Below are 11962 nucleotides of genomic sequence, written 5' to 3'. Positions count from 1 at the left end.
ATCAGTCTTTTTGGCTGCGCAACAGCGCTTCGAGCGCGCTATCGCCGCCCTCCGGCAGCATGATCCGGACATGGGCGTAGAGATCGCCGTGGCCGCCGGCCTTTTCCGGCAGGCCCCTGCCCTTCAGCCGCAGGACCTTGTCTGAACTCGACCAGGCAGGGATGTTGACCGCAAGCCTGCCGGTCGGCGTATCGACCGGCACCTTGGCACCGAGCACCGCATCCGCCAGCGTCACCGGCAGATCGGCGTGCAGGTCGCGGCCCTCGATGCGATAGCGCGGGTGGCGGCGCAGATGGATCTTGACCAGCGCGTCGCCCGGCTGGCCCGGCCCTTGCTCGCCCTGCCCCTTCAGCCGGATGGTCTGGCCGTCCTCGACATAGGCCGGCAATTTGACGGCCACCTTGCGGCCGTCGGGGAACATCGCCGTCACTTTTTCGGCGGTCGCCGCCTCCTCGATGGTCACGTCGAGCGTCACGTTCAGATCGGCAGCGGTCGCGGGCTGGCGGCGATCTCCCATGCCGGCGCCACGCACACCAGAAAAAGCATCGCCGAAAATCTGGCTGAAGATGTCGCTATTGCCGTCGAACGGATCGCCGCCTGGGCGGCCGGAGCGGAATTCGAATCGCGAGCCGCCCGGACCTTGCTGCCGGCGAAATCCGCCGAAGGGATCGCCGCCACCGGCAGCGCCCTCGAAGCCCTGGAACCGCGGCTTGCCGTCGGCGTCGATTTCGCCGCGATCGAAAGCGGCGCGATTCTTTTCGTCGCCGCCGCTCTCATAGGCCTGGTTGGCCGCGGCAAAACGATCCTTCGCCTTGGGATCATTCGGGTTCTGATCCGGATGATACTTCTTGGCGAGTTTCCGGTACGCCGATTTTATGTCCTTGGCCGATGCGTTCTTGGCAACGCCCAGCACCTCATAGGGGTCGCGCATGCTTACTGCCCTGGAGAAGAGTTGAGTCTCTGGTTGCCCCCTATATGCGCTCGCATAGGAAGAAATTCCAGTGCTGGAGCAGCATATCAAAGGCGGAAACTCAGAGCTTAATCCAAAAGTCGGCGGTTGAGGATCGGCGAGGGATTTTTGTCGATCCGGAAGGAGCCGATCCCAGCCGTTATCGGGATATTGCCAAGATTGGCGACGCACCGGGCAGCGAAAGCACCCGCCGACCCGATCGACTTTCGGATCAAGCTCAGAGCGCCTTGAAGTCCTGCATGCGCCAGCCGCCGGCGGTGGCCAGGCACAGTTCGCCCTCGAACATGGCGACGCCATCAAAGCTTTCGCGTGAGACCTTGAAACGGCGGCATGTCTGGCCGTTGTCCTTCAATTCCGCCAGCCCGGTGATGGAGCCGCGGGAACCGGTGCCGGCATTGGCCCACGGAACGGACTGCCCGCCGAGCTGCTCGATGTCGGCCGAGGACACCGCATTGCCGATCGTGGTCTGGTCGGAGTCGCGATCCAAATTGGCCGGCACAGCCGAGGTAGATATGCTGCTGGTCAGGATCGAGCGGTCGACTTCGGCCTTTTCCAGGCTGAAGCCACCGGCACCACAGGCGGCAAGCGGCAAGGCGACTGCCACGATCGCCACTTTCGTGCTGGCCGAAGCGATAACGCCCCATTGCCTGCTGTCAAAAGCTTGCGCGATACGCGACAATCGGCAACCTCCCCCTGTTTCGTAAAAATCTGGGCTTCGTAAAAATTTCTGGGCTTCGTGACAAATTGAGAAAAACTATGAGTGACACTGAGTTAACAAGCGGTGACTTTACCGAGGCCGCGGAGCCATTTCGCCTCTTTGCCGCATGGCTGGAGGACGCCACCAAGAGCGAAATAAATGACCCCAACGGCGTGGCGCTGGCGACCGTCGATGCCGATGGCATGCCGGATGTGCGTATGGTGTTGCTCAAGGGGTTCGATGAGGGCGGGTTTGTCTTCTACACGAATTTCGAGAGCGCCAAGGGCCAGGAGATTCTTGGCAGCATGAAGGCAGCGATGTGCTTCCATTGGAAATCGCTGCGCCGGCAGGTGCGCATTCGCGGCCCGGTGGAGATCGTCAGCGACGCCGAGGCCGACGCCTACTATGCGACACGGCCGCGCGGCAGCCGCATCGGCGCCTGGGCCTCGAAACAGTCGCGCCCGCTGGAAAGCCGATTCGCGCTGGAAAAGGCAGTGGCCGAATACACGGCGCGCCATGCGATCGGCGAGATCCCGCGGCCAAAGTATTGGTCGGGCTTCCGCATCGTGCCGCGGACGATCGAGTTCTGGCACGACCGGCCGTTCCGGCTACACGATCGTGTCGTCTTTTCCCGCAATGCGAATGGCGGGTGGGACAAGACGCGGCTTTACCCCTGAAAGGGAGGCTTATCCCTTCTTCCTGGTCATGAATGCCGTCAGCGCGGCGCGCGCCTCGTCGGATTTCAGCCGCTCGCGAAAATGCTCGCTTTCCTCGCCGATGCGGGCGACGAGGTCGTCGCGCGAGCCGCGCATCAGGTCGCGGGCGATCTTCAGCGCTTGCGGCGGCTTGGCCGCGATCTGGCCGGCCGCAGCCAGGACCGAGGCTTCCAGCGCTGCTTCCTCGACCACCTCGTAGATCAGGCCGGCTGCCTTCGCGCGCTCGGCCGAAAAGCCTTCGCCGAGGCCGAGCAATGCGAAAGCCCCCTGCTGGCCCAGGATCCGCGGCGCCAGGAGGCTCGATCCCGCCTCGGGCACCAGGCCGAGATCGACGAACGGCGTCTTGAACACGGTGCGCGGTGTGGCGAAGGTCAGGTCGCAATGCAGGTTGAGCGTCGTGCCGATGCCGACCGCGATGCCGTCGACGCCGGAGACGATGGGTTTCTCGACCCTCGCCAGCGCCATCAGGAAATCCCAGACCTCGGTGCCGCCATCGCCGCCCGTCGCTATGACCATGAAATCGGCAAGGTCGTTGCCCGAGGAGAAGGCGCCGGGCACGCCCAGGAAGACATGGACGCGGATCGCAGGGTCGGCGTCGCCATCGGCCAGGGTTTTCGACATTTTCGCATACATGGCCCGCGTCAGCGCGTTCTTCTTGTCCGGCCGGTTCATGCGGATGATCTGGATGGCGCCCTGGCGCTCGACGAGAATATGGTCTGTCACGGTCTTTTCCTTGTGAACGTCAGGCAGAGATGAGCGTCTTGCCGGCAGCGGCGAGGCTTTCGGCGCCATCGACAACGCGCTCCTTCAAGGCACTGACCTCGCCGAGCAGGTTTTCGGCGAAGAAGCGGCAAAGCGCGATACGGCCCTGATCGGCAAGAGCACCCTGAGCCAAATAGGCGGCGCCGGCGGCAAGCGAGATCAGCCTGAGGTAGGGCGTAGCACCTGCCAGCGCTTCGTCCGAACGGCCGTCGGCAGCCAGTTTCTGCAGGAAGCGGGTCGCTTGCGTCAGATCGCCAAGTGCTGCGTCGAGAGCATCGGCGGCGCGGCCGAAACCCTGCAGGTTCGAGGTTCGCACCGCTCCGGCCACATCAGCCAGTTCGGCGATGAAGCCGTGCACATGGTCGCCGCCACCGAGCGGCAGCTTGCGCATCACCAGATCGATCGCCTGGATGCCATTGGTGCCTTCATAGATCGGTGCGATGCGGGCATCGCGGTAGAAGGCGGCCGCACCTGTCTCCTCGATGAAGCCCATACCGCCATGCACCTGGACGCCGAGCGAGGCAACCTCGACGCCTACATCCGTCGAAAAAGCCTTGGCCAGCGGCGTCAGCAGATTGGCGCGGTCGCGCCAATGCGCCGCCTCGTCGCCGTCCGAGACGCGTGCCAGATCGATGGCATAGGCACAGGAATAGCTGATCGCCCGCGCGATCTGGGTCAGCGCCTTCATGGCCAGGAGATTGCGCTGCACGTCGGGGTGGTGGACGATCGGCGCCATGCCGGTGCCAGTATAGCTTGCCGCCTTGCCCTGCCGGCGGTCGTTGGCATAGGCAATCGCCTTCTGCGTTGCGGCCTCGGCTACCGCGACGCCCTGCATGCCGACACACAACCGCGCATTGTTCATCATGGTGAACATGCAGGCGAGGCCCTTGTTCTCCTCGCCGATCAGCCAGCCGATGGCGCCAGATTTCGCGCCCTGAAAGCCGTCGCCATAGATCATGGTGCAGGTTGGCGAGGCATGGATGCCGAGCTTGTGCTCCAGGCCGGAACAGAAGACGTCGTTGCGCGCGCCCAGCGAACCATCGTCACCGACCAGGAATTTCGGCACCAGGAACAGCGAGATGCCGCGCGTGCCGGCCGGCGCGTCTGGCAGCCGCGCCAGGACCAGGTGGATGATGTTGTCTGTAAAATCGTGCTCGCCATAGGTGATGAAGATTTTTTGGCCGAAGATGCGGTAGCTCCCGTCACCGGCCGGCTCGGCGCGGGCGCGCAAGGCGGCGAGGTCCGAACCGGCCTGCGGCTCGGTCAGGTTCATCGTGCCCATCCATTCGCCCGACACGAGCTTTTCGAGATATTTTCCCTTGAGGTCTTCGGAGGCGTGCTTGTCGAGCGCTTCGACCGCACCCATGGTCAACGTCGGGCCGATACCGAAGGCCATGGCGGCGGAGTTCCACATTTCGAGCGCGGCGACGCCGAGCATGGTCGGCAGCGCTTGGCCGCCATAGGCTTCAGGCCCGGAGAGTGCATTCCAGCCGCTATCGATCCAGCGGCGATAAAGTTCCTTCCAACCAGGCGGCGTGGTGACGGCGGCGTCCTTCAGCACGGCCCCTTGCTGATCGCCGATCTTGTAGAGCGGCGCCACCTCTTCGGTGGCGAAGCGGCCGGCCTCGCCCAGAACGGCATCGACCAGATCCTCAACGAGATCACCGAACCTGCCGGCATCAAGCGCCGATTTCATGCCAGCCACGTGCTTGAGCGTAAACGCGATATCCTCGACCGGTGCCCGATACATGCCGCTTCCTCCTCCCGATACATCGGCCCTGCCAACCCTAGAGTCGGTGCCGCTACAAACCATCCGCCCTTTGGGCGATCTCCCATCTTCTTTTTACGTAAACGTCAAATTTTGTCACGCGGATTTTGCAATCGCAGCGGCGCGTATTAAATTCAGTCGACGCCGGATCAAGTCGACCGGTGATAGATCAAAAACCACGCAACCGGAACCATCCCATGCTTGCCAGACCCGACACCTACCGCTGCATTGAATGCGGCCTGTCCTATCGCGCGGCGGGGTTCTGGTATCATGAGGGCAGACTGGAACACGCGCCGCCTACTGGTCGGATCGCGGCATATTGTGCTCGCCGCAATGCTGGCTGGCCCACCACCGCAAACGCGCGGCCGATGGCACGTTGCGGCAAGAGCCAGCGCCTGACCCGTTTGAGGTTCAGCCATTCACGCAACGCTGAACGGGGCGCTTGATATGTACGGTCAAAACCCGTACATATCGCACTAGAGGTGATCGTGATGCCAAACCAACAGACCCGTACCGCCCGTCTCGAAGCTCGGATCTCACCGGATATGCTGAGTGTGGTGAAACGTGCCGCCGAAATCCAGGGCCGCAGCGTCAGCGACTTCGTGGTCTCCGCAGCGCAGGAAGCTGCACAACGCACCATTGAGGAGACTGCTATCATCCGCCTGTCCATCGAGGATCAGCACGCTCTGGTAGAAGCCATTCTCAATCCACCCGAACCCAATGAAGCGCTGCGCAAAGCTGCCGACGCCTACAAGCGACTTGTCGTCGAATCCCGGTGAGTCTAGACCTGATCATCGAGCCGCTGGGCGGATCGTATGATCGTAAGGTATTCAGTTGTGGCGTGCTGGCACTCGACCACTATCTACGCGAGCAGGCGAGCCAGGACGTCAAACGCCGAGTCAGCAACTGCTTTGTCGCCGCAGACCGTGATGTCGATCTCATTGCCGGATATTACACTCTTGCAGCGTCAAGCGTGCCCATAGCTTCGCTGCCACAAGACCTGACAAAACGCCTACCGCGCTATCCAGTCCTGCCCGCCATATTGATCGGAAGGTTGGCAGTCGATACCCGATATCAGGGACAACGAGTTGGATCGATACTGATCGTGGATGCGCTCCGGCGCTGCGCCCAAGCTGCTCCTGCCTGCTTCGCGCTGATCGTCGACGCCAAGGACGACAAGGCCGCGGCTTTTTATCGCAAACATGGTTTCACGCCATTTCAAGACCGTCCGTTGTCGATGTTCCTATCTGTAGCGACGGCGTTGAAGCTGTTCGACTGACGCACCGCATTGCCTTGAAAGCACTTCCTTAACCATAGCGGTTCAGCATCTGTCTTTGATCAACGGGGATTCCCTGTTTGCAAAGGACGGCGCGCCTCCTTCGCCGCACAGCGCTTCTCGCATTTGCGGCGACGATGGCGCTGTCGATGGCGGCAAAGGCCTCGGATTTTTCCGAGCCGTGGAAGAACGCCGACCGTGCCCTGGTCGTCGATGCCTACGAATACAATTCCATCGACTGGGCCCAGCTCGCCACCGACAAGCGGGTGGTCGGCTTCATCAATAAGGCATCCGACGGCATGCCGCCGCCCTATTTCTGTTTGGGCGACGACACCGAGGTGAAACTGTGCAAGGCGCTGTGGAAGCGCCATGCGGTGACGCGCGAGCTGTTCCAGACGCGCAGGGTCGTGGCCAAGGCGCTTGGCCTGAAATGGGGCGCATATCATCTCGCCCGCCCCGGTAATCCGGTCGAGCAGGCCAATAATTTCCTCGATTTCGCCGAACCCGCGCCGGACGATCTCATGGCCCTCGACATCGAGGGCAACGATCCTTCGCAATGGATGTCACTGGACGATGCCGAGGAGTTCGTCCGCCAGGTGCATCGGCGCGTCGGCCGCTTCCCGATCATCTACACCAACGGCAAGACAGCCCAGTACATTGCCGACAACAGCTACAGATATAGGCTCCTGTCGCGGCTGCCGCTCTGGTATGCCCGCTACGTCAACGACATCGACGTGCATTTTCCGATGGGCAACTGGCAGGGCTACGCACTGTGGCAGTTTTCGGCGCGAGCCAATTGCGGCAGATTCCGCTGCCCTTACAGGGTCGCCGGTACGCCCAAGGACATCGACGTCAATGTCGCGCCGACGAATGCCGCCACGCTGCGTGCGCAATGGCCGTTCGGTGGGCTCATCGACGTGCCGCCCGACTATCTCGCCTCGATACCGCTTCCCGTCTCACGCGAAGCCGGCCTCGCCGGCAATGTCACCATCACCTACGCCTCGGTGGCGGCGCCGCCGACCTTCGAGGACATGGTTGTGGCGTTGGGCACGCGCTGGACGAAATTTCGCGACGGCTTCCGCATGCCAGTCGTGAAGACAGTGCCACGACGGGCGAATTACGGCATTGTCCAATATGTCGCGTGGAAGCGGACCGAACAGCGTTCTCCCGCGCAACTCGACGCCGCCTTTGCCGTCGCCGATCCGCTCAGCACCGCGTCGACCGAGATCGATCGCGGCCAGCGGTAGACTGCCGTCTCTCCAATAGCGACTTTAGCCAGCCTGCTCGCGCGCCACGGCCTGCCAGCCGATGTCGCGGCGGCAGAAGCCATCCGGCCAGTCGATCCGATCGAGCGCGGCATAGGCTCGTCTCTGCGCCTCGCCGACCGTGCTTCCCGTCGCCGTGACATTGAGGACACGGCCGCCATTGGCAACCAGCGCGCCGCCATTGATGGCGGTACCGGCGTGGAATATCTGGACACCATCGCTCGCCGCGTCGTCGACGCCGCGGATGACCGAGCCTTTTTCCGGCGTGCCGGGATAGCCCCTGGCCGCCATCACCACGGTGAGCGCGGCCTCGTCGTGCCAGCGCACCGAGCTATGCGCAAGCTGGCCGTCGGTTGCCGCGTTGAGCAGGACCAGCAGATCGTCCTTCAGCCGCATCATCAGCACCTGGCATTCCGGATCGCCGAAACGGGTGTTGTATTCGATCAGCCTCGGCCCCTTGTCTGATATCATCAGCCCGGCGAACAGCACGCCGGCGAAGGGCGCACCAAGTTCAGCCATGCCGCGCATGGTCGGCTCGACGATCTCGCGCATGGTGCGCTCGACCATCTGCGGCGTCATCACCGGGGCGGGCGAATAGGCGCCCATGCCGCCGGTGTTGGGGCCGGTGTCGCCGTCGCCGACGCGCTTGTGATCCTGCGCGGTGCCGAAGGGCAGCGCCGTGGTGCCGTCGCAGAGGCAGAAGAAGCTCGCCTCCTCGCCGGTCATGAACTCCTCGACCACCACCTCCGCGCCGGCGGCGCCGAAGGAACCATCGAAACAGGCATCGAGTGCGGCCTGCGCCTCGTCCAGCGTCATGGCGACGGTGACGCCCTTGCCGGCAGCGAGCCCGTCGGCCTTGATGACGATCGGCGCGCCCATCTTCTCGACATAGGCCTTCGCGGAGGCCAGATCGCCGAAGCGACCATAGGCGGCGGTTGGGATGTTGTATCGGGCGCAGAGATCCTTGGTGAAACCCTTCGAGCCTTCCAGTTGCGCGGCGGCCTTGGAGGGTCCGAAGACGCGGATGCCTTGCGCGCGCAGATCGTCGGCAATGCCGGCCACCAGCGGCCCTTCCGGACCAACCACGACGAGGTCGATCTTCTTGTCCTTGCAAAAGGCGGCAACGGCAGCGTGATCGGCGATGTCGAGCTTCACCAGTTCGGCCTCACCGCCAATGCCCGGATTGCCGGGGGCTGCGTAAAGCCTGGTCAGCAGCGGCGACGCAGCGATCTTCCAGGCGAGCGCATGTTCGCGGCCGCCGGAGCCGAGAAGAAGAACGTTCATGGCCACCTCTTGATGCCGATCTCTTAGAGCACCCGCTATTGCTCTCTGGACGACGGGTCAAGACATCAGGGTGCTTTGATCGGAATTGCGCACGGGAACGTTATCCCCAGCCGAATATGGGCGCCGAACACGGCGCCCATATTCTGGCTCGAACTCAGCCTGGTAGACGACCGGAAACCAGTCTTCACGCAATTTCTGTCCCGGCTGCATGCCGTGGCCATGATAGGGCGGCGAGGTGCGCCCTGGCCGCTCGACATAGCGCGCATCGTCACCGACCCAGCGCAGCGACAGCGCCCGGCGCCGCGCCGCGGTCAGATTGCCGCGCGCGCCATGCGCGGTCCTGAAGTCGAACAAGATGGCGTCGCCCGGCTCCATTTCCCATTCGAGCACCTTCATAGACGCATCCGTGTCCGGATCGGGCACCGGCAAATAGTCGCCCTCGCCGGCGTAGAAATTGCTGTCGTCGAGCCAGCGCACCGGCAGGATCATCTTGTCCCATTTGTGCGAGCCGGCGATCAGCCGCAGCGTCGCCTCCTTCACCGGATCGATGGGAATCCAGAAACTCACCGTCTGCTGGCCATCGACGAAGTAGTAGGGGATGTCCTGATGCCAGGGTGTAGGCTTCTGCGTGCCGGGTTCCTTGACCAGCACGTGATCGTGGAAGAACTGCGCGGTGCGCGACTGCATGACCGCCGCCGCCAGTTCGGCAGCCGGCGAGTTCCGCACCACGCTGACGAATTCGGGAATGCGCTCCCAGTTGCAATAGTCGTCGAAGAAACTGCCGCGACCGTTAGCTATATCGGACGCGGTGGCGCTGCGGTTCTGCATGTTGCGCTCGATGCCGGCGGCAATCGTGTCGACCCAGCCCTTGAAGGCGCCGCGAATGCAGACGGCGCCGTCACGCTGATAGTCGAAGCCATGGCGTTCTCCTCCTGGAATGAACCGACTATCGCAACCCGCCTTCATTCAGTAAAATGATAACTTTCCATCCGACACATAGAATATGCCTATGAATGTAACCCTCACGCAGTTGCGCTATCTCGTCGCCGTGGCGCGTCACGGCAGCGTCACCGGCGCGGCAAAGGTGCTGAACGAATCGCAGCCGTCGATTTCGGTGGCCATAGACGCGGTCGAAAAGAATTTCGGCCAGAAACTGTTCGTGCGCCAGCGCGGAAGCGGCGTTTCGCCGACATCGTTTGGCCGCGCCGTCGTGGCCAAGGCAAGGCAGGTTCTCACCGAGACGGACGAACTCATCGGCCTGGGTTCAACCAAATCGGCTGTCAGCGGTGAGCTAGTGCTGGGATGCTTCGAGGACCTGGCGCCGTTCTTCGCGCCGGCTCTGCTCCGCGCCTTTTCCGAACGCCATCCAGCCGTCAAGGTCGTCGTTCGCGACGAGACGTTCGAAACGCTGGGACGACGACTCGGCGATGCGGCCATCGATCTCGGTCTCACCTATGATCTCAGCCTGCCGATGCATTTTGCCCGCATCCTGCTGCGCGAACTTCACCCGCATGCGCTGTTGCCGGCGGGCCATGCCCTGGCGGATCGCCCGTCGGTCAGCCTTGCGGATCTTGCCGCCTATCCGCTGATCACGACGGACCAGCCGCACAGCTGGCAGCACATGCTCGACCTGTTCCGCAGCCGCGGCCTTTCGCCAGTGGCCGACATGACGACAAGCTCGTTCGAACTGCAGCGCAGCATGGTCGCCAACGGCTTCGGCGTCGCGGTCAGCTATACCCGCCCGCACGGCGACCGCAGCTATGACGGGCTGCCGCTGATCTGCAAGCCGCTGTCCGATCCGCTGCCGATGCAGCGGATCCTGCTCACCTATGACACGCATCAGCGTGTGTCGAATGCGGCGCTGGCGTTCGTCGAGGTTGCCAAGGGTTGGTTCGCCGCCCGCGACATCTTTGCTTCGTGAAAGGCTGACGGACGCTGCTCCCCCGCTTGCCGCTTGACGGTTTCCGCCGCTGCTGCCACTCCATGGACATGGAAACTATCCAGTCGAAAACGGCGCAGGGCCGTGTCGCCGATGCGCCGAACGGCCATTGGGTTTATCGCGTGCTGCCGCGCTCGATATGGCCCTATGCGCAGCTTGCCCGGTGGGACAGGCCGATCGGCTGGCAGTTGCTGCTGTGGCCGTGCTGGTGGTCTGCGGCCCTTGCGGCGAGCGCCTATCCGCGCCCCGGCGACCCGCTGCTGTCGCTGCTGCCGGCACCTTGGTATCTCGTGCTGTTCCTGGCCGGCGCCATCGCTATGCGCGGCGCCGGCTGCACCTACAACGACCTCGTCGATCAGGACATCGACAACCAGGTCGACCGCACGCGCTCGCGGCCGCTGCCGTCGGGCAAGGCGACGCGCCGGCGGGCATGGCTGTTTGTTGCCCTGCAGGCGCTGGTCGGCCTCGCGGTGCTCATACAGTTCAACAGCTTCGCCATCCTGCTCGGCATCTGCTCGCTGGTTGTCATCGCGATCTACCCGTTCATGAAGCGGATAACCAACTGGCCGCAACTTGTGCTTGGCCTCGCCTTTTCCTGGGGCGCGCTGATGGGATGGGCAGTCGAATTCGGCGATCTCGATGGGCCTGCAATCATGCTCTATATCGGCTCGATCCTGTGGGTCATCGGCTACGACACGATCTACGCGCATCAGGACAAGGAAGACGATGCCATTGTCGGCGTGCGCTCGACGGCACGCCTGTTCGGCGACAACACCAAATCGTGGCTGGCAGGGCTCTATGGCGGCGCGCTGATCTGCTTTGCCATCGCCTTCGCCTCGGCGCAGGCCCCGGTGGTGGCGCTGGCCGGACTGATCGCGGCCGGTGCGCATATGGCCCGGCAGATCGCTGTTCTGGATATCGACAATCCGGACCAATGCCTGCGGCTGTTCAGATCGAACAACCAGGTCGGCTGGCTGATCTTCCTCGGCCTGATCGGCGGCGCTGTATGGGTGGCGCTGAAGCCGCTGGTTTAGCGCTAGGTCCCTCGCCCCGGCCCCTCGCAGGCTCAGGGCGTTCGAAGCTCGAAAAGCCAAGCAATTGGCTTTTCGTCCGCTATCGCGGACCGCATCTCACTCCCGCGAAATGATTTCCTGGCCGTCGATGACCAGCCTGAGACCGAGGGCGCCAGCCCTGCGGCGAGCGAGGAAACGCGGGCGGCGCGTGTTGGAAACGCGGCCCTTGCGGCGATCCTGCGGCGGCAGCGTCTGTATGGCGGCGCGGAGCG

Annotated in this window: 13 protein-coding genes and 1 pseudogene; 7 read left to right on the top strand and 7 right to left on the bottom strand. The window is 63.3% G+C overall.

The window, feature by feature from the left end; translation table 11 throughout:
• Nucleotide 1: 1 nt before the first annotated feature.
• Together NKJ06_RS19305 and NKJ06_RS19300 are read right to left on the bottom strand one after the other, a co-directional pair.
• The gene (locus tag NKJ06_RS19305) at nucleotides 2-931 is read right to left on the bottom strand and encodes a DnaJ C-terminal domain-containing protein (protein ID WP_352810414.1); all 930 of its coding nucleotides are present in this window, start codon (nucleotides 929-931) and stop codon (nucleotides 2-4) included.
• A 256-nt stretch (nucleotides 932-1187) separates the two neighbouring features.
• Nucleotides 1188-1649 carry an RT0821/Lpp0805 family surface protein gene (locus NKJ06_RS19300; RefSeq protein ID WP_352626541.1) on the bottom strand — a complete coding sequence of 154 codons (462 nt, stop codon included), beginning with the start codon at nucleotides 1647-1649 and terminating at the stop codon, nucleotides 1188-1190.
• A gap of 77 nt (nucleotides 1650-1726) precedes the next feature.
• On the opposite strand from NKJ06_RS19300, the gene pdxH reads away from it, so the two are divergent.
• Nucleotides 1727-2344, top strand: a complete 618-nt coding sequence (gene pdxH / locus NKJ06_RS19295; RefSeq protein WP_352626539.1) for a pyridoxamine 5'-phosphate oxidase — start codon at nucleotides 1727-1729, stop codon at nucleotides 2342-2344.
• A 9-nt stretch (nucleotides 2345-2353) separates the two neighbouring features.
• Here the strand turns inward: pdxH and NKJ06_RS19290 are convergent, their stop codons facing one another.
• Both NKJ06_RS19290 and NKJ06_RS19285 read right to left on the bottom strand, forming a co-directional pair.
• On the bottom strand, nucleotides 2354-3106 hold the full coding sequence (locus NKJ06_RS19290; RefSeq protein ID WP_352626537.1) for a crotonase/enoyl-CoA hydratase family protein: 753 nt from the start codon (nucleotides 3104-3106) through the stop codon (nucleotides 2354-2356).
• Nucleotides 3107-3125: 19 nt separating this feature from the next.
• A complete protein-coding gene (locus tag NKJ06_RS19285; RefSeq protein ID WP_352626535.1) occupies nucleotides 3126-4895 on the bottom strand; it encodes an acyl-CoA dehydrogenase family protein in 1770 nt (589 codons plus the stop codon).
• A 215-nt stretch (nucleotides 4896-5110) separates the two neighbouring features.
• On the opposite strand from NKJ06_RS19285, the pseudogene NKJ06_RS19280 reads away from it, so the two are divergent.
• From NKJ06_RS19280 to NKJ06_RS19265, 4 genes and pseudogenes are all read left to right on the top strand, one after another.
• A pseudogene (locus tag NKJ06_RS19280) lies at nucleotides 5111-5346 on the top strand (hypothetical protein).
• Between the two features lie 58 nt (nucleotides 5347-5404).
• A complete protein-coding gene (locus NKJ06_RS19275) occupies nucleotides 5405-5692 on the top strand; it encodes a type II toxin-antitoxin system TacA family antitoxin (RefSeq protein ID WP_352626533.1) in 288 nt (95 codons plus the stop codon).
• Nucleotides 5689-6192 carry a GNAT family N-acetyltransferase gene (locus NKJ06_RS19270; protein WP_352626532.1) on the top strand — a complete coding sequence of 168 codons (504 nt, stop codon included), beginning with the start codon at nucleotides 5689-5691 and terminating at the stop codon, nucleotides 6190-6192. Before NKJ06_RS19275 ends, NKJ06_RS19270 begins: the two co-directional genes overlap by 4 nt.
• A gap of 146 nt (nucleotides 6193-6338) precedes the next feature.
• Complete coding sequence (locus NKJ06_RS19265) at nucleotides 6339-7436, top strand: glycoside hydrolase family 25 protein (protein WP_502905635.1); 1098 nt, start codon at nucleotides 6339-6341, stop codon at nucleotides 7434-7436.
• 24 nt (nucleotides 7437-7460) lie between these two features.
• Here the strand turns inward: NKJ06_RS19265 and purD are convergent, their stop codons facing one another.
• Together purD and NKJ06_RS19255 are read right to left on the bottom strand one after the other, a co-directional pair.
• Nucleotides 7461-8738: a phosphoribosylamine--glycine ligase gene (purD, locus tag NKJ06_RS19260; protein WP_352626527.1), complete on the bottom strand. Its 1278-nt coding sequence runs from the start codon at nucleotides 8736-8738 to the stop codon at nucleotides 7461-7463.
• A gap of 57 nt (nucleotides 8739-8795) precedes the next feature.
• The gene (locus NKJ06_RS19255; protein ID WP_352626526.1) at nucleotides 8796-9704 is read right to left on the bottom strand and encodes a phytanoyl-CoA dioxygenase family protein; all 909 of its coding nucleotides are present in this window, start codon (nucleotides 9702-9704) and stop codon (nucleotides 8796-8798) included.
• A 43-nt stretch (nucleotides 9705-9747) separates the two neighbouring features.
• On the opposite strand from NKJ06_RS19255, the gene NKJ06_RS19250 reads away from it, so the two are divergent.
• Nucleotides 9748-10659 (top strand): LysR family transcriptional regulator, encoded by a 912-nt coding sequence (locus NKJ06_RS19250; protein ID WP_352810412.1) that lies wholly within the window; start codon nucleotides 9748-9750, stop codon nucleotides 10657-10659.
• A gap of 68 nt (nucleotides 10660-10727) precedes the next feature.
• The gene (gene ubiA, locus NKJ06_RS19245; RefSeq protein ID WP_352627292.1) at nucleotides 10728-11711 is read left to right on the top strand and encodes a 4-hydroxybenzoate octaprenyltransferase; all 984 of its coding nucleotides are present in this window, start codon (nucleotides 10728-10730) and stop codon (nucleotides 11709-11711) included.
• A 96-nt stretch (nucleotides 11712-11807) separates the two neighbouring features.
• Here the strand turns inward: ubiA and NKJ06_RS19240 are convergent.
• Nucleotides 11808-11962: DUF6101 family protein (locus tag NKJ06_RS19240; RefSeq protein ID WP_352810423.1), on the bottom strand; the 155-nt coding region annotated here is incomplete at its 5' end.

The sequence above is a fragment of the Mesorhizobium sp. M0293 genome (assembly GCF_040321735.1).
Classification (GTDB): Bacteria; Pseudomonadota; Alphaproteobacteria; order Rhizobiales; family Rhizobiaceae; genus Mesorhizobium.
This window is presented reverse-complemented; position numbering and strand designations above follow the sequence as displayed.

What these genes read in the sequence shown, in the direction of transcription:
- NKJ06_RS19250 (WP_352810412.1), top strand. Translation starts at nt 9,748, where the DNA reads ATGAATGTAACCCTCACGCAGTTGCGCTATCTCGTCGCCGTGGCGCGT.
- purD (WP_352626527.1), bottom strand. Translation starts at nt 8,738, where the DNA reads ATGAACGTTCTTCTTCTCGGCTCCGGCGGCCGCGAACATGCGCTCGCC.
- NKJ06_RS19305 (WP_352810414.1), bottom strand. Translation starts at nt 931, where the DNA reads ATGCGCGACCCCTATGAGGTGCTGGGCGTTGCCAAGAACGCATCGGCC.
- NKJ06_RS19255 (WP_352626526.1), bottom strand. Translation starts at nt 9,704, where the DNA reads ATGAAGGCGGGTTGCGATAGTCGGTTCATTCCAGGAGGAGAACGCCAT.
- NKJ06_RS19275 (WP_352626533.1), top strand. Translation starts at nt 5,405, where the DNA reads ATGCCAAACCAACAGACCCGTACCGCCCGTCTCGAAGCTCGGATCTCA.
- NKJ06_RS19285 (WP_352626535.1), bottom strand. Translation starts at nt 4,895, where the DNA reads ATGTATCGGGCACCGGTCGAGGATATCGCGTTTACGCTCAAGCACGTG.
- pdxH (WP_352626539.1), top strand. Translation starts at nt 1,727, where the DNA reads ATGAGTGACACTGAGTTAACAAGCGGTGACTTTACCGAGGCCGCGGAG.
- ubiA (WP_352627292.1), top strand. Translation starts at nt 10,728, where the DNA reads ATGGAAACTATCCAGTCGAAAACGGCGCAGGGCCGTGTCGCCGATGCG.
- NKJ06_RS19265 (WP_502905635.1), top strand. Translation starts at nt 6,339, where the DNA reads ATGGCGGCAAAGGCCTCGGATTTTTCCGAGCCGTGGAAGAACGCCGAC.